The 16330-nt window shown below is 38.8% G+C and carries 16 protein-coding genes; 2 read left to right on the top strand and 14 right to left on the bottom strand.

The window, feature by feature from the left end:
- The first annotated feature begins 76 nt into the window (after window positions 1-76).
- Both PR809_RS06805 and PR809_RS06800 read left to right on the top strand, forming a co-directional pair.
- The gene (locus PR809_RS06805; RefSeq protein ID WP_206276865.1) at window positions 77-1027 is read left to right on the top strand and encodes a carbamate kinase family protein; all 951 of its coding nucleotides are present in this window, start codon (window positions 77-79) and stop codon (window positions 1025-1027) included.
- Between the two features lie 141 nt (window positions 1028-1168).
- On the top strand, window positions 1169-2557 hold the full coding sequence (locus PR809_RS06800; RefSeq protein WP_102138769.1) for an amidohydrolase family protein: 1389 nt from the start codon (window positions 1169-1171) through the stop codon (window positions 2555-2557).
- Window positions 2558-2625: 68 nt separating this feature from the next.
- On the opposite strand, the gene PR809_RS06795 is transcribed toward PR809_RS06800, so the two are convergent.
- The 14 genes from PR809_RS06795 to sctN all read right to left on the bottom strand — a co-directional run bounded on the left by PR809_RS06795 (window position 2626) and on the right by sctN (window position 16327).
- On the bottom strand, window positions 2626-2892 hold the full coding sequence (locus PR809_RS06795; RefSeq protein WP_272524496.1) for an acyl carrier protein: 267 nt from the start codon (window positions 2890-2892) through the stop codon (window positions 2626-2628).
- A complete protein-coding gene (locus tag PR809_RS06790; RefSeq protein WP_272524495.1) occupies window positions 2889-4469 on the bottom strand; it encodes a hypothetical protein in 1581 nt (526 codons plus the stop codon). Before PR809_RS06790 ends, PR809_RS06795 begins: the two co-directional genes overlap by 4 nt.
- A 75-nt stretch (window positions 4470-4544) precedes the next feature.
- Window positions 4545-5495 carry a hypothetical protein gene (locus PR809_RS06785; RefSeq protein WP_166266091.1) on the bottom strand — a complete coding sequence of 317 codons (951 nt, stop codon included), beginning with the start codon at window positions 5493-5495 and terminating at the stop codon, window positions 4545-4547.
- 56 nt (window positions 5496-5551) lie between these two features.
- Window positions 5552-6880 carry a type III secretion target, IpaC/SipC family protein gene (locus PR809_RS06780; RefSeq protein WP_206276891.1) on the bottom strand — a complete coding sequence of 443 codons (1329 nt, stop codon included), beginning with the start codon at window positions 6878-6880 and terminating at the stop codon, window positions 5552-5554.
- A 20-nt stretch (window positions 6881-6900) separates the two neighbouring features.
- On the bottom strand, window positions 6901-8814 hold the full coding sequence (sctE, locus tag PR809_RS06775) for a type III secretion system translocon subunit SctE (RefSeq protein WP_166266096.1): 1914 nt from the start codon (window positions 8812-8814) through the stop codon (window positions 6901-6903).
- A 35-nt stretch (window positions 8815-8849) separates the two neighbouring features.
- The gene (gene sicA / locus PR809_RS06770) at window positions 8850-9344 is read right to left on the bottom strand and encodes a type III secretion system translocator chaperone SicA (RefSeq protein ID WP_102138765.1); all 495 of its coding nucleotides are present in this window, start codon (window positions 9342-9344) and stop codon (window positions 8850-8852) included.
- A 111-nt stretch (window positions 9345-9455) separates the two neighbouring features.
- Window positions 9456-10562: an EscU/YscU/HrcU family type III secretion system export apparatus switch protein gene (locus PR809_RS06765; RefSeq protein ID WP_206276892.1), complete on the bottom strand. Its 1107-nt coding sequence runs from the start codon at window positions 10560-10562 to the stop codon at window positions 9456-9458.
- 17 nt (window positions 10563-10579) lie between these two features.
- The gene (gene sctT, locus PR809_RS06760) at window positions 10580-11374 is read right to left on the bottom strand and encodes a type III secretion system export apparatus subunit SctT (RefSeq protein WP_206276893.1); all 795 of its coding nucleotides are present in this window, start codon (window positions 11372-11374) and stop codon (window positions 10580-10582) included.
- Entirely contained in the window at window positions 11371-11643 is a 273-nt protein-coding gene (sctS, locus tag PR809_RS06755) for a type III secretion system export apparatus subunit SctS (RefSeq protein WP_004262998.1), read from the bottom strand. Before sctS ends, sctT begins: the two co-directional genes overlap by 4 nt.
- A gap of 13 nt (window positions 11644-11656) precedes the next feature.
- Window positions 11657-12313, bottom strand: a complete 657-nt coding sequence (locus PR809_RS06750) for an EscR/YscR/HrcR family type III secretion system export apparatus protein (RefSeq protein WP_181490130.1) — start codon at window positions 12311-12313, stop codon at window positions 11657-11659.
- 10 nt (window positions 12314-12323) lie between these two features.
- A complete protein-coding gene (locus PR809_RS06745) occupies window positions 12324-13256 on the bottom strand; it encodes a FliM/FliN family flagellar motor switch protein (protein WP_166266098.1) in 933 nt (310 codons plus the stop codon).
- 2 nt (window positions 13257-13258) lie between these two features.
- Window positions 13259-14608 (bottom strand): SpaN/EivJ family type III secretion system needle length determinant, encoded by a 1350-nt coding sequence (locus tag PR809_RS06740; protein WP_206276894.1) that lies wholly within the window; start codon window positions 14606-14608, stop codon window positions 13259-13261.
- Window positions 14580-15035 carry a hypothetical protein gene (locus PR809_RS06735; RefSeq protein WP_102138759.1) on the bottom strand — a complete coding sequence of 152 codons (456 nt, stop codon included), beginning with the start codon at window positions 15033-15035 and terminating at the stop codon, window positions 14580-14582. Before PR809_RS06735 ends, PR809_RS06740 begins: the two co-directional genes overlap by 29 nt.
- On the bottom strand, window positions 15035-16327 hold the full coding sequence (gene sctN / locus PR809_RS06730) for a type III secretion system ATPase SctN (RefSeq protein ID WP_206276895.1): 1293 nt from the start codon (window positions 16325-16327) through the stop codon (window positions 15035-15037). Before sctN ends, PR809_RS06735 begins: the two co-directional genes overlap by 1 nt.
- Window positions 16328-16330 lie beyond the last annotated feature (3 nt).

The raw sequence follows: 16330 nt of genomic DNA, 5'->3' as shown, positions 1-16330 counted from the left end.
CACACTTTACAGGGTCGATGTACTCAACTCAGTACACCGACCCTCAGTTAACTCTCTGTATCAGGATACATTAACAATGAAAGAACTCGTGGTTGTTGCCATCGGGGGCAACAGTATTATCAAAGATAACAACAGCCAGTCTATCGAAGCTCAAGAAAAAGCCGTTCAAGAAGTCGCACATCATATTAGTGACATGCTTGAAGGCAATTACAACATTGTTTTGACCCATGGAAATGGACCTCAAGTTGGATTAGATTTGCGCCGTGCTGAGATAGCCCACGAAACCGAAGGTTTGCCGTTAACACCGCTGGCTAACTGTGTGGCAGATACTCAAGGTGGAATTGGCTATTTAGTTCAACAAGCGCTGACTAATGTCTTAGCAAAACGCCATAACCGACAAGCGATTACGGTAGTGACACAAGTTGAAGTCGATAAAAATGACCCAAACTTTAGCGCGCCAACCAAGCCGATTGGGGCATTTTTCACTGAGCAACAAGCCCAGCAATTGCAGCAAGAAAACCCAAACTGGCATTTTGTTGAAGACTCTGGCCGCGGTTACCGCCGAGTGGTGGCTTCCCCTGAACCCAAACGAGTCATTGAATCACAAGCTATCCGCACCTTAACAGAACACAATTATGTGGTGGTTGCTGCAGGTGGTGGTGGTATTCCAGTCATTGACAACGGCAATGGTGGCTACAAAAGTGTTGACGCGGTGATTGATAAAGACCTCTCAACAACTTTACTGGCGAAAGAGCTCAATGCCGATATTTTAATTATCACCACAGGTGTCGAAAAAGTGTGTATTCACTTCGGCAAACCTGAACAAAAAGCACTCGGTGAAACCAGCACCCGCGACATGCAGCGTTATATGGAAGAAGGCCATTTCCCTGCGGGTAGCATGTTACCGAAGATTGAAGCCAGCCTATCGTTTATTGCCAATGGTGGTAAACGCGTGATCATCACCACCCCTGAAAAGCTACCAGAAGCCTTACGCGGTGAAACGGGAACCCATATTATTCAAGGGTAAGTTTCTATAATCTGGATCATGCGAATTTTTTGTTAATCGCAAATTGCAGTATCCCTCAGATCGTTTAATGACGATCTGAGTGGGTAAGTGTCGCTTAAAAACAGGAAATTCGACAGTAAATGGATATCACTAGGAGTTTCTATGAAAGCAGAAAAATCATCAGGCAGAAGAGAGTTCCTTTCCACCAGCGCTAAAGTCGCAGCCGCTTGCACTTTATTCGGCGCGGTATCGGGCTTTGCCTCCGCTCAAGGCCAAACTAGCCAAAAAGCAGGCCTATCTAGTATTACGGATAAACATTATTACCTCGATGACGTATTACTCGAAACTGGCTTTAATTATCAGGACTCAACGGTCGTCGGCACCCAAACCGCATTACATACGGTAGAAATCCGGGACGGTAAAATTGCAGCTGTTTTACCGAATAAACAGCATGCAGATGGCACATTAAATGCCTATAGTGCGCAAGGTAAACTGATGCTACCGGCCTTTCGTGACATGCATATCCACCTTGATAAAACCTTCTATGGCGGGCCATGGCAAGCACCACAGTCACGTGAAGGCAAAACCATCATGGATATGATCGCGTTAGAGCAAAAATTGTTACCTGAATTACAACCCTTCACGGAAGAAAGAGCAAATGCGCTGATCGCACTGATCCAATCCCAAGGATCAACGATTGCGCGTAGCCATTGTAATATAGAGCCCGTTTCCGGTTTAAAAAATTTAGAAGCCTTACAAAAAGTGCTTGGTGAACACCAACAAGACCTCACTTGCGAAATTGTCGCCTTTCCACAACATGGCTTATTACACTCCAAGTCAGAAGGTTTAATGCGTGAAGCCATGCAAGCAGGCGCTCATTACGTTGGCGGTTTAGACCCAACCAATGTAGATAGCGCGATGGAAAAATCCCTCGATTCGATGTTCCAAATTGCGTTGGACTACAACAAAGGCGTGGATATTCATCTGCATGAAACGAGCCCAGCAGGCGTTGCCGCTATCAATTATATGATTAAAACAGTGGATGAAAACCGCAGCTTGCGCGGTAAAGTAACCATCAGCCATGCCTTTGCACTGGCAACACTCACCCCTGAACAAGCGGAAAAAACGGCAAAACAGTTAGCTGAGCAACAAATCACCATTGCCTCTACCGTCCCGATTGGCACACTGCATATGCCACTGAAAACCCTAAATAAAAATGGGGTATTTGTGATGACCGGAACGGACAGTGTGATTGACCATTGGTCGCCCTTTGGCCTAGGCGATATGCTAGAAAAAGCCAATTTGTACGCGCAGCTGTATACTCGCCCTGATGAGCTATCGCTATCCCGTTCACTTGCCATCGCAACAGGCAATATTCTGCCGTTAGATGAAAAAGGCCAACAAGTGTGGCCAGCTAAAGGGGATGATGCCAGCTTTGTGCTGCTTGATGCATCTTGTTCTGCCGAAGCCGTCGCACGGATCTCACCAAGGTTCGCGACTTTCCATAAAGGCCATTTAGCCCACGGAATGATGCCAAAGTCTGCAGCATAATGATAAAAGAATAGCGCCTATAGGGGCTATTCTTTTATGCTTCGGTTAAATACCGTGGCCTTCTGTTTTTATTTGACACTCAATAGGTACTCGACAATGTCTCGTAAATTATGCCATTTCATCCAAACTGCATCGTGAATTGGCTGCTCTGTATACTGCTCGATAGCCGCTATCAACTCTAACATTTCCAGCGAATCAATATGGACATCACAGATCAACTCAGAATCTATCGTAAGGGCCTTTTCGATGCCCGAATAAGTCCGTATGAATTGAATTTGCTCTGAAAGCCATTGCCAGTGAATGTCTGTTTGTTCATTTTTCAATTGGTTTCTCACTCTGGTGTGGTGTAAGCGTCTTTCTTGCTTTGGTCACGCGTTAACGCACCTCTTTCAGTTAACGTCACTGGCTTACCCGTATTTGGAATATGTGAGTAAGTATCCACGACTGTTTTAACTGCTTCACGGTCGCCTTGGTAGATTGCCTTATCTGATAAATTACGGGTGAGTGCGCCATTTGCCGATAATGTCACCGCTTTTTGATCTTTTTGCTCTTTGAGTACCCAGCGGTTATTTTTGTCCTTTTGATAAGTATTAGGTGAAAACGTAGTTTCCTGCCTTGAAGGTGCTGAATAGTTCAGCTGCTCCTGAGCAATAGTATTTGATTTCCTCACTAATAAAGGCCGGGATTCCAAAAGGGCTTCTTGTCTTATTGGGTCTACATTAGGCTTTGTTTCTTTGGCTGCATCTTTTATCCCCAATAAAACATTAAAATCTATTGCTGGTTTTTTATTCATTCCATCCAGTGCCATATCATCTATCATTTGTTGATCAGCGACTTGACCATTTTCTTGATTGTTACCTTCAACCTGCTGCTCTTTAGGATCTACATGTTTATCATTTGTATTTGTATTTGTATTTGTGTTTGCAGTCCCCTGCATCACATTATAGATATTGTTAAAGTTAACCGTTATAGGTTTAGTTGGCGGAGAGGGCGCTTCTTTGTTGTCATCAGAAATACTTTCGTTACCACCATCCACGCTATCCTCTGGTTTGATCTTTTTATCTGGATTTGGAGCTGCCGTATTTTCAGTCTCATCATCCGTTTTTATAGAAACAGTTAACTCCTTCATAGTTTCAAGATACTGTTCCACCCCCGAAAATATAATATCTAGCTGTAAGTGTTTATCAACTGATCCATCAGACTTATGTTTTTTCAGCTGATTTTTCGCTTCCATAATTAATTCATTTTTTGTGTTAAAAAGAAAATTAACAAATAATTTATCGATCGGGAATTCTTCGATGGTTTTTTCAGTTAACAAAGATGTTAATTTTTCTTTAGCTTTAGGCTTAACATATTTATTAAAAAGACGTTGAGACAAATCATAAATATTTCTTTCACTCCAGATATTATTAAAAGGCATTGCTTCAAACACTTCTTTCAATGATTTAACCATCTGCTTAGTGTCTTTACCACTACTATTATTAACTTTCTTAATTAACTTTGCCATACAGTCTAATATATTTGACTTTTTAATTTCCTCATCAGTTAACAATGTCAAAACAACAAATATATTTTTAGAAATATATTGCAACTCTTTTTCTTCTAAATAGCCATCAGCCCCTAAATTTTGGGTTTTGGTTATCATTTCCAAACTAATATCAGGGTATTTCTCGCTTAATAGCGATTTAACTATATTCGCCTGCAAATCCTGATTACTAGGATGCAACCCTTTATTATCACCTGGAATATCATATATTTTATTAATACCTTTTTCTTTGACAGGAAAAAGAGCTTCCTGACCTGTATTATTAACTGAATTTATATTTCTTGAAAATAGTTTATTATTTTCAGGTGCAGATAATGAATTATTAACAGGTGACATAGGTATATTATTACGTTCAATGTTCATCATCACCTCTCCTTATTGATTAATATAAAATTAAATAAAAATCAAATTTCACTCTATAGGCAAAATTCAATTCTGACATTACATATTGACGTAGCCATTATTATATTGCTGTAAATCTTTATAGAGTTGAATAAGTAACTGGATTAAGGTTTCAAAGTGGCTATTATCTTGTCGAAAGGTTTCTAATAAACGTGATACTGAGCTATTAATCGCATTTTTTTGACTATCAATGGCTGTTTGTAAGCTTTGGAATTCTTGTGACAAAATATCACTACCATGCCAAATACCAGAGGTTCTACGAACTATTTTATAAGTTTCCTGGATATATTCTAAATCCGGGTAAATTTGAATTTTTTGGTCGTGCTTCCTAACAACAAACCCCTGACCATCCAGTTTTTTTTTCCAAAAAGTGTACGCCTCAGGTGTGAAGTCAATACTTAATAACTCGTTAGTCTCTTTATATTTAACATCCCAATTATTAAAATACGAACCATACCCACCATCATCTGGATAATGCTTATTTGTATACTTTGATAAAATTTTATCGATCGAGGCCAGATATTCCCCTGGTTTAAAATGAATTTTATTATCATCCCCAGCGGAAATATGACGACTAATAGTACCCAATGCCATGTTCATATCTTGCATATATTGAGTTGATGCTTTCACTAATTCACCGTATTTTTTCTGATAATCCGTATGAATATTATCAATCAACCCAGTCAGCCCATTAATATGCGAGCGGCCATCTTCGAGAGTTTCCACTCTTCTTGTCGCTCTTAATGCCTTAGCCTCCGCATAAGTATCATTCACATATTTATTTTCGAGTTCCAGAGTATTCGCTCTAAGCTGAATCTCTTTAGGAGAATGATTTTTCTGTTGCTGCTGATAAGTCTCTTCTGGCACCGAATATTGAATTTGATTTAATTTATCAAGGATTTGTAGATAGAGTTGATGTAATTTATCAGACGCAGTTTTCTCCTCATGAATGGGAATTGGTTCTTGCTTTGTCGGAACCAATTCCGTCATCGGCTGATATTCAAAGAAACTATCTAGACTGCTACTATTACAGCAACCCATAGCTTTTAGCCTCTTACCATACTTTGCATTGTTCTTAGGCTACCTTCACGAATTTCACGTAAATGCTCTTGCATTTGTTTCGCAATATCCTGGCTCTTATCAATTTGTTTATCTTTATCGGAGTAAACTGAACGTGCAGTGTCTGCCACGGATTGTTCAATCATTTTATCCGCTTCTGCCGATTTCACATTAACTTGATTTGACGCTGTCGCTAATTGACCCGCGTTATCTGACATTCGAGAGGCTAGCTCTGCCACGCCCATTTGCACGCGAGATTTGTTCATGACTTGCTCGTGCTTTTCATGCTGTGACAGCCCCAAATCTTTCGTACGTTTGCTTGCTTCTTCAATTCTTTGGCTTGCAAGATTCTTTTGACTTTGTGTCGCTTGATTACTCAGCGTCACTGTTGAGCCATCTTTCCCCACTAAACTCAAGGTATTCGGTTTCGTTGCATCGCTTCCCACGTTGCCATTTAACCCAGATAACTTACTTGCACCACTGATGTTTTGATTTCCTGGTATTAAGTTATTTTTAATCGATTGGTGTTGTTGGCGCAGCCCTCTTGCTTGGAAAGCGCTGCCCGCAGCAGTAATCGCGAGAGAAGTAAAGAAGCCCATCATCGCGCCTTTAAATGTTTCTTTCCCTTCACGAATTGTTGAGTCTGCAGAAGCTTGTACCATTTTGGCATTTAATTGCAGAAATTCCGCACTAATACGCCGGTCTGAAATATTGATTTCTGCCATCACTTTGCGGATAATTTTCGACAGCTCCACCAGTAAATCATTACTAATAATTCCAACAAACGAGTTATTCTTAATACTATCAATAGGTTCTTGACCTTTATTACCACTATCAACCCGCCCTGAAGGTGAATCTTTGAAGAAACTACTGGCAATCAAAACTTGAACGGCTTGGGACATTTGTTTTAAATCAGCTTCATCTGGTAACTGAGCATCTCCAATAAGCTGTTCAATATGACTTTTTTCTTCTGTTAACACCTTGCCAATTGCCTGCTGAATATTTTCTGGCGTTAGTGTTCGGAAGGTATGAAGATCATCCAATGTGGCTAACTTATCGGAGTTCGTTAACGCAGAAATATCCGCAAGCATCTGGTCATCATGTATTGAAAATTGAGTTACTTTTAATAATGGCTTGTCCATCTGCATCTCAGGCCCTGATGCCACGGTGTGCACATCATTTAATTGCACTCCCTGCAGTAAAGGAGTGGCTACTGCTTTTGTATTACTGTTAGTTACTGGGGAAACGTCACCAAAATTAACAGGATTACGACGTAAAACGGGATTACTTAGTTCTGATTGAATATTAAGACTCATTTGATAAATTCCTATATTAATTATGCAAAGCGGGCGGTTTTCAGTGTATTGGCTTTCACTTGACCTGAATGATTTAATGACGTCAGCATTCCACTGAACATTTCCTCAGATATCTCATAATGTTGAGACATGGATTTCAATAAGCTTTTTAATAATTCATCCAGCGCTTGAATGGTTTCATTGTTAAGCATCATCCCTGCAAGCATTTCTTTCATATCTCTAATTTGGCCCGCCGCATGCAAATTTAGCCCTCCGGTTGTCGCCGCATTCGCAACCGTTAATGCCGCTCCGGTTCCCTTCATTCCTACTTCGAGGCGAGCCGCTGCAACACTTTGAGTTTTAACCGTGTTTACGGTTTTATCTGAGTTTTTAGTGATACCCGTGACATTGTCAGTTTGGTCTGCGACTTTATCTGCCGCTTTCGCAATATCTTTCATGTCATCGGCTTTTTTAGCGACCTTAGTGGTGGTTTTTACGGCTTGCTGTAAGTCATCAATGCTATCTGCCAACTTGCTAAACTTAGTAAGTACTACCATGTCATCTGCCGATTTCCCTACCTTTCCGGCTCCATTTGCGATATTACCTAAGGCACTCATCAAACTATTTGGCATCGACTTAATGATGCTTTTCAATAATGTCCCTGCATTTTTAGCCAGCATTTTTACTACCTTGCCAGCAACATTACCGATGTTTTTCACAAAAGATGACATAGAAGCTAATGAGAGGGCTAGGAATGCGATTGCGGCCAAAATCATTCCAACAATACTCCCAATTTGTTTCGCTTTTTCCTCAGGAACACCAAAAGCCATCAACATGTCGGTAACAGCACTAGAAATTTCCGTTGCTAGCATCTGCATAAGGCTACTTTGCCCCGTTTCTTCTAAAACAATATCAGCCACTGAAATAGCAATACCGATAGCAGCAACTGCAAGCGTTAATGGTGCAGCGGCACCAAACGTCGCAACGGTGGCGATAACAGACACGGCAAGCATCACATAGCTAAAAATTTTACTGGCACAAGAGGCCGCTTTGTTTGCTTCATCAGCTTTACGCTGGGCTTCTTCCGCTTCTTTGGCCTTTTTATCTGAGTCTTTTCGGGTAGCTTCATTGATGGTTGCCATCACTTCTTCTTGCTCTTTCATATTACGAATCGAATCTTCATTCATCGATTTTTTCAGCTGAGCTGTTAGCATCGTGAGCAATGCCAGAGTGTTTTCCCATTTTTCACCATCAACCTCAACGCGGCGTGGTGCTGTTTCTACAAATTGATTGAGTTTCTTGGCATCTTCATTCGCGTCTTTCGCATAATTACCAGCTAACTCAAGCAAGTTATCAATTTTAGTCCCTAAACTGGTAATCTTTGTATTTTCCGCCTTAATTTGCAGGCTAATCTCTTCTTGGTTGCCGCCTTGCTGAGACTGAAGACTCGCTAAACGCTCTTTACTTTCAACACGTTCTTGTTTTAACGCATTAACTTCATTATTAAGTTCGCTGGCTTTATTCGTATTATTTGAAAAAGAATTTAATAAATCATTCCCTTTTTCTCGAAGTGAATTTGATTCTATATTCAACAATTGGAGACGATTAGCTAACTCACTAATATTTCCTTCATGTAATAATTGGCGTAATGTTGAAAGGCTCTCAACGAGTACTGAAGATGCGTTAAATCCTTTTTCCTTTAGTGATAGTTTTTCCTCTTTTGCCGCGGCTGCCTTGAACATAACGGATAAATTGTTTTTGGGTGCCGGTAACTGTGGTGCATTCTCAATGCGGCTACGCTTCATCTGCTCTGCTGACGTTAACTCCTCACACGCCATTTCCAAAACCAATACCGACTTGAGGCAATCATCCCCTAATCCAATAGGATTACTGCCTTGTAGAAATGTATGAATATTATTTATTCGTTCATTACTTGAATTGGTAATTTGAACCATATAATTTCCTCTACTTCATATTAGGTTTTTATTTTCTAAACTTGTTTTTCTAGTTTCTTTTCCAATGCGGTTAAATAAGCTTGAGATTTATTTTGTAAATCAACATCGGTACTACTTTTTACAACGCTCTCAAAACAATGAATTGCCGCACTACTTTTTTTCATCATTAAATTACATTGCCCTGCATGAAAAAGTGGGCGGTAATCATTTTTCGCCAATACAAATGCGAGAGCATATAATTCAGTTGCTTTGTCATATCGCTTCGTTAATTGATAGACAGCCGCCAGCCCCATCACATAGTCTGTATTATAGAAATCATAAATACTTAAAAATCTAAAAAAAGTTTCTGCTTCTTTTAATTTACCTTGCTGATAGAATTCGTATGCATAGGAATAAATGCCATCCATTGTGCTCTGTGGGATCCCGTGAATATCTTTATAAGTCGCCCCATCCATTAATGCAGACGTGATATTATCAAGTAACCCTTCCATGTCAGCGCTTTGAAAACACTCTGTTTCCGTATTATTCATATATTTACCTTATTGTTGATATGCAATACATAACGCACACTTTATGCTTGCATCATAATTAACCCATTTAGTTCTTTCTTTAAAAAAACGATTTAAGTAATAAATAAATTATTAATTAAGAGTGCTATTGTTTTGTGAATCCATCTCATTTTCAGCCATTTGTTCCAACGCTTTATCAATATCGATGCCCATTTTTACTAATTCTATACGCATCAACCATGATATTATTTGCATAACATCCTCTAAACCTTTTTCATCGATAAAGCTGTCATTCTTATATGACCTCCATATTTGCCTTGCTAGGACTATATCTCTAATAACTGGAACACCTTGTTGCTTTGCGTATTTAATAATTGCTTTTGCTTGCAGGCCTTTACTTTTAGAAAATAAAAAAGGTAATGGTGCAATACTGGAGTCATAATAGATAAGTAATGCAATATGCGTTGGATTTGCCATTACAAATGTTGAATTACGGACATTTGATTTAACCTCTTCCGACAGTAATTCTTGATGCATTCCTCGACGCGCACTTTTTATATGAGGATCTCCCTCATTATCTTTATATTCTTTTTTTACTTCTTGCTTCTCCATTTTTAAATTCTTAATATACAAAAAGAACTCAGCTATTGCGTCAACTAATATAATTATTAGGGCAACCGCAAGAAAAACCACAATAAATGTTACACACAGGTCAACCCATTGACTAATAACCCCATTTATCATAGTTCGGTAGAGCATAAAAATATCTTTCCGCCAAACAATAAAAAAGACTAGTGTTGACACAATAAAGACAATCAAATACAGAATAGCCTTAATTAATTCTTTCAATGAGTTTAATGAAAATATTTTTTTAAAACCTGAAATTGGGTTTAATTTGGTAAAATCAATTTTTATTGCTTCGCTAGCCAATCTAAATCGACTTTGCAATAAAGAAATTATCGTACCAGATAAAAAACAAACAAATAGAACGGGTAAAACAATACTTAAAAATATTGTGAAAAATTGCCAAAGTAATGCATCAATTTTTATTTCCGTTGGAGATAAAAATATTTTACGCATTAACCCACCCAGTTCATATAAACTAGAGATGCCATCAATAACGAATGCACTTACTACTAATACAATTGCCGCAACACTATCTTTGCTCTTAAAACTTTGCCCTTTTTTAGCTGAATCTCTAATTTTTTTATCGGTAGGCTTTTCTGTTTTTTCAGCCATATTTATACTCGTAGCAATTAAGAGGAAATAAATACATCTCGTAGCGGTGAAATTGAAATCATATTCACTAATATGTCAGGGACTTCATTATGAAAATAAAGTAAAAACACACAAAATGCGATGATTGATTTTATTGCCAAAGATAACGAAAACGCATTTAATTGAGGGCAAAAACGCGAATATAACCCTAGAGCAACCTCTGTAATAAATAATGTCACTAATATTGGTGCAGTCAAAACAACGCCATTAACTACCATCTTATTTAACCACGCCCCTAAAGGGAGGCTATTAAATGAAGTAAATCCATGAGCAAAGGGTAATAACTGATAGCTTTGTGCGAATATATTAGCGAGTTGATACATTCCTCCCTGAGCTAAAAATACCATACAAGTGATATGACTCAATAAGACCGCCAGCTCTGATGCTTCTGAACCACTTGCCGGATCAACAATACTACTAATAGTTTCACCCCGCTGTGTATCGATTAACTCGCCAATCACATTGGCTATCATAAAAGGCAAAGCTAATATCAACGCTAATACGAGTCCAATCGAAATTTCATAAATAAATACATCAACGAAGTTAATTTCATCCCATTGTATTTCATAAGAAGAAAAAAAGGGCCATAAACCTAACGCAATATAAGCCACTACGCAGTTTTTAATAATTCCACCATTGAGTAGTTTATTACTTAAGAAAGGCAATAAAAACATCACCGGTGCAATTCTTAACCAAGCTAACGCTATTTTTATCAACCCCTCTTGAAAGACAAAATAGAGTGAGGACATCAGCGATAGTATTTCTTGGTTCATCCGAATAGCCCAATAGCGGGGATCGCTGCACTTAAGGTTTCTAATGCAAAATTCATTACCTTATCGGATAACCAACCTGAGATCATAAATAGCGAACCAAAAACAGCTAATAATTTTATACCAAAAGGTAAGGTTTGCTCTTGAAGTTGCGTGACGGTTTGCAGCAACCCTACCAATAACCCCACCGCAGTCGCCACTATTACGGGTATTGCAGATAATATAACGATTAATAACATCGTTTTATTACTTAAATAAACAATTTGATCCATAATATTATTCGCTTTAGTGCTGCGCTAATTCAATGTACTGCATCACTAACCCTTTAGAAATTAGTGACCAACCATCAATTGCAACAAATAAAATTAATTTAACTGGAATAGAAATTGTCACTGGACTCATCATCATCATACCAAGTGCCAATAGAATACTGGAAATAACTAAATCAACCACCACAAAAGGTAAATAAATATAAAAACCAATTTCAAAGGCTGATTTAATCTCACTTAATGCATAAGCAGGTAATAAAGAAAACAGTGTAGCTTCACCTTCATCAGCAGTCACATCCTCTTCACTTCGACCTTGTTGTATTGATTCAAAAAATGTTACTAACTGCGGATCTGAATATTTTTTCAAATAAGCTTTGTATCCCCCCAATCCATTATCAACAAAATTATCGATTGACTCGGCATTACTAAAATCAACATGCTCTTGTCGCATATGATTATTCACATCCTGTAATACTGGCATCATGACGAAAATAGAAAGCAGCAATGCAATGCCATTTAAAACCATGGTAGAAGGAACTTGTTGGACCCCCATTGCATTACGAACCATAATTAATACAATAGATATTTTTAAATAACAGGTTCCCGCAGCAATAATAAATGGTAGTAATGTAGAGAATGCGATAATCGCTAATAATGGAATTCCATCTGGTATTGTTGGCATATTAAACTCTTTTATCTCCCAAGCTTACAATATGCGTGATTTCTAAACCTAACTCATCACTATTGCCAATATAAATAAGCTCGCCTTCCGCAATCAGTTGTTTATTAGCATAGACTTTAACTTCACGCTCTTTATTCTCACCAATAGAATAAATATAACCAGGCTCCATTTTTGAAAGCTCATCAACAGTAATATCACTATGGCCTAAAACAAAGGTTAATTTGATATTCATTTCTTTTACATTAAAGGGACGTACAATTTCTTGCACTCCATCTTCTTCAGAAAATACTAACTCTTCTTCATCTTCTGGTGCCATCAATTCTTCAATCATAAATAGTCCTTCTTCTTGTTTTTGAAATTGTGCTAGTACCTGCCCTGTAACAGACATATTTAACTGTAATTGTTGGATACTCAACACATCACGTAATTCTATGGTTTGTAAAAGTTTGGCGCTGATATAGCTATATCCTAATATCCAATCAGCTTGCAGTTTTAAATGACCAAATATCTGATTGGTTCGCTGCTTTTTTTCGAGACCTTCAATTGGCTCTGCTAATAATACTTCTCCAAGATTCGCTTCTTTCGCAATTAACCAAGGCTGATAGTTGATGCGTATATCATCAACTATCTCGACAGATTCACAACGGAAATACTGGGAGAAAAATGTCATTCCAATATATTCAGAAGCAAACAGTTCACATAACTGATTTGTTGATAATGAATTCCATGCATAATGAACCAATTTAGGCCAACGATATTGACACCAACTTTCAACAGCAACTAATGCATTTATTTTTTGTGTTTCACTTACTAGCGATAGTTGGAAATAACGAATACTGCGGTTAGCTTGTTTTATTTGTACATTAACTGGGTAACATTGCTGCCAAATTTTAAGTTGTTTTTCTTGAGAGCTGATCCGTCGAATCTTCAACATAATTAATCTTCTTCTTGCGGTTGGTCATGCTGCTGTCGGTTTCGATGCTGCTGGCGCTCATCTTCACGTTGAATATGCACACTAGTTTCATGGTTCAATAAATGCTTATTTTCATTCAATGCCAATTGAACTTCTTGACTCGCTGTCGAGGCAACGAACTCCCCTTTAGATGCTAATTCAAATGTCACTGATGGGCTACTTTGCCACTGGTTAAAGGTGTAAGTGAGACTACGGGATACCGCTTTCAGCTGTTTGCTTTCGCCTAAAAGTGGATTATTTTCTATCAGCTCTGGTATTCGGTGCACCTCTTGCTTCGGCTGTGTAGCTTGTACTGGCTCAGACGAGGACATCGCCCCATTAAAAACCGTTGCCATAAAATTGGTAGGCGACTCCATCTCTTCTACAGATGTAGTTTGTGGAGAAACCATCGTATCTTGCGTTGTGTCAGAGAAGTTATTTGTCGCGTTTTCAGGTAATGAAACCCGTTTCTTATCATATGAAGAAGAGGTTTCCGATGATGCAACTGGCTGTATAACTAGCTTATTTTCTGTAAAAGGCTGTTCGTCAATATGAGGATGGCTAGCAGGTTCAATTGCATGTTTAATATGCTCTTGCCCGGTTTTAATCTGCGGTTTTAACTCTTTTGATGTTGGCTCTAAAGCACTCTTAGATGCTAACTCCGCCAACGAATTTTCCATATTGAGCTGGATCTCATCACTTAATTGAAATTTACTTTTTCCGTATTGACCTGAATGGTCGTTAGCCTTCCCCTTTTCTCGCTGCTGAATGTCCTGTAATGGAAAGGCAACCATCATAGTGTTAAATAACGGAGTCTCATCTTCATCGACAATATTTTGTTCAACTGGAATAGTCGACGTCACCGACAGATTATTATCAATGTCTGATTTATTTAATATATCGATAAGATCAACGGCAGGTGTGCTAGTAATGTGACTAATATTTTCACTATTATCCTCCGTAAATACATAGTGACTGATTAGTGACTCAACTCCTTTAGTGTTGAATTCTTTATTTTGACCTGCTGTCTGGATGCCTTCATCAATATATGTGCTCTCTTTATATGTAATAATCCCCTTAGCTAAATTACTTAATTGCGATGTTTGTTGCATAGAAGGAGGGGCTACAGTTAAGAACGGAGATGCATCCTTTTGCTGATTCTTCTTCTTATGTTCGAAGAGCACCAACATATTTTTGTCGTTCGCTGCTTTTGCCATTCTTTTAGCTATATTGTTATGGCTAAATTCAGTGGTGCTATATGTTGATGATATGCCATTTTCTTCGGCCACCACACGATGTGTATTTTCATATGAGCTCGCTTTTGTTACTGACATGTACGAATAATTCCTCAATTTCATTTTGTTGCTGAAGCTCTGATTTTAACCTTCTTGCTATACGTTGTTGCTTGAGATAATTTCGGAATTTCTCGCACTTATTACGTAAAATAAAAACACGTTTAGCAATTTCAGACTGCAATATTTTATTTTTTGATATTTCGACTGATAGGGTTTCTATTTGAAATTCAAATTGGGCAATTTCCGCTAAAACCACCGCCTTCAATCGCTGCCTTTCCCAAAAAGCGGCTCGACTTAATTCTTCTGATTTTTCATAAGATGCGGCCTGTATCGCCAAAACTGAAATACGCTGGCGAATATCCATACATTGTTGTTGCTGTTGCTTTATTATTGAATTTAATTGCGATTGTTCTTGTAATGTCCGGTCAAAACGTCGCTCAGTTAAAACCAATAAATTAGAGATCATTAAGATGCCAATTCATTGAGAATACTTAACATGTTGTCGAAATTCATCGGCTCATCCATGGCTTGTTTTAAGAAGCCTTCAATTTGCTCTTTTTTATCTAAAGCTCGGTCATTTTCATGGCTTTCACCACGTTGATATTCCCCTAGCTCAAGATAAAGCTGAATTTGTTCAAGCCTTGAGATCATGTCACGCAAATCAATTGCACACCGGCGATGCTCTGGAGTCGTCACCTTTTGGAATACGCGGCTAATACTGTGTAAGATATCAATCGCAGGATAATGCCCACGTCCTGCCAATTTGTGGCTCAAATAAATATGACCATCCAGAATTGAGCGAATTTCATCACCTATCGGGTCAGCTTCTTCTTCGCTTTCTAATAACACCGTATAAAAAGCAGTAATCGAGCCATGCTTTAGTTGCCCTGGTCGCTCCAATAACATAGGAAGCTGTTCAAAAACAGACGCAGGATAACCACGCCTAGCGGGTAGTTCTCCGGTAGCCAAAGCCACGTCACGCAACGCTCGCGCATATCGAGTCATTGAATCGACGTATAACAATACATTACGGCCGCTATCACGAAAATATTCAGCAATCGTAGTCGCAAGCAACGCGGCATTACATCGCTCAATCGGTGGGCTGTCTGAAGTTGCATAAATTAAAATTGTCTGTCCTGCATGGGGTGACTCCTTTAACTCTTCAATAAATTCAATAACTTCCCTACCTCGCTCACCAATTAAAGCAACGACATGGATATCTGCATGAGCATGGTTGATGATCATGTTCATTAATGAGGTTTTACCGCTACCTGCGGCGGCAAAAATACCAATACGCTGGCCTAAGCCACATGTTAGTAGGCTATCAATCGCACGTACCCCTGTTACCATCGGCTCAGAAACAGGTCGTCTCTGTGTCACGCTCGCAGGCGGACTATCAATGCGTAGTAATTTTGTATTCAGCAACATTGGCTCGGAAATGTCTTCACTCAACGCACCAACCTGCTCTCCTGCCGCATTAAAAATTTTACCCGCTAAATGTTCACCCACTTCAAATACGAATGGGTAACCGCTCGGACGAATAACCACTTCTCGCGTTAAACCTTGTGCGCGACCGATTAAACTCAGTACTGTGAGCCCCTCTTTAAAACCAACAACCTGCGCTCTCGCAATAATATCGGGCTGCGTAAGAGAACGCTCAATAAAACAAATTTCACCGATAAAAACACCCTGTAAAGGCGCTTCAATTAGGCATCCATGAATGCGCGCAGGATGCGCGCAGAAATCGAATAACTTCATAAT

The sequence above is a fragment of the Providencia sp. PROV201 genome (genome assembly GCF_028479545.1).
GTDB classification, from domain to species: Bacteria; Pseudomonadota; Gammaproteobacteria; order Enterobacterales; family Enterobacteriaceae; genus Providencia; species Providencia huaxiensis.
Note: the sequence above shows the minus strand (reverse complement) of the source record. Positions and strands in the feature narration are given on the sequence as shown.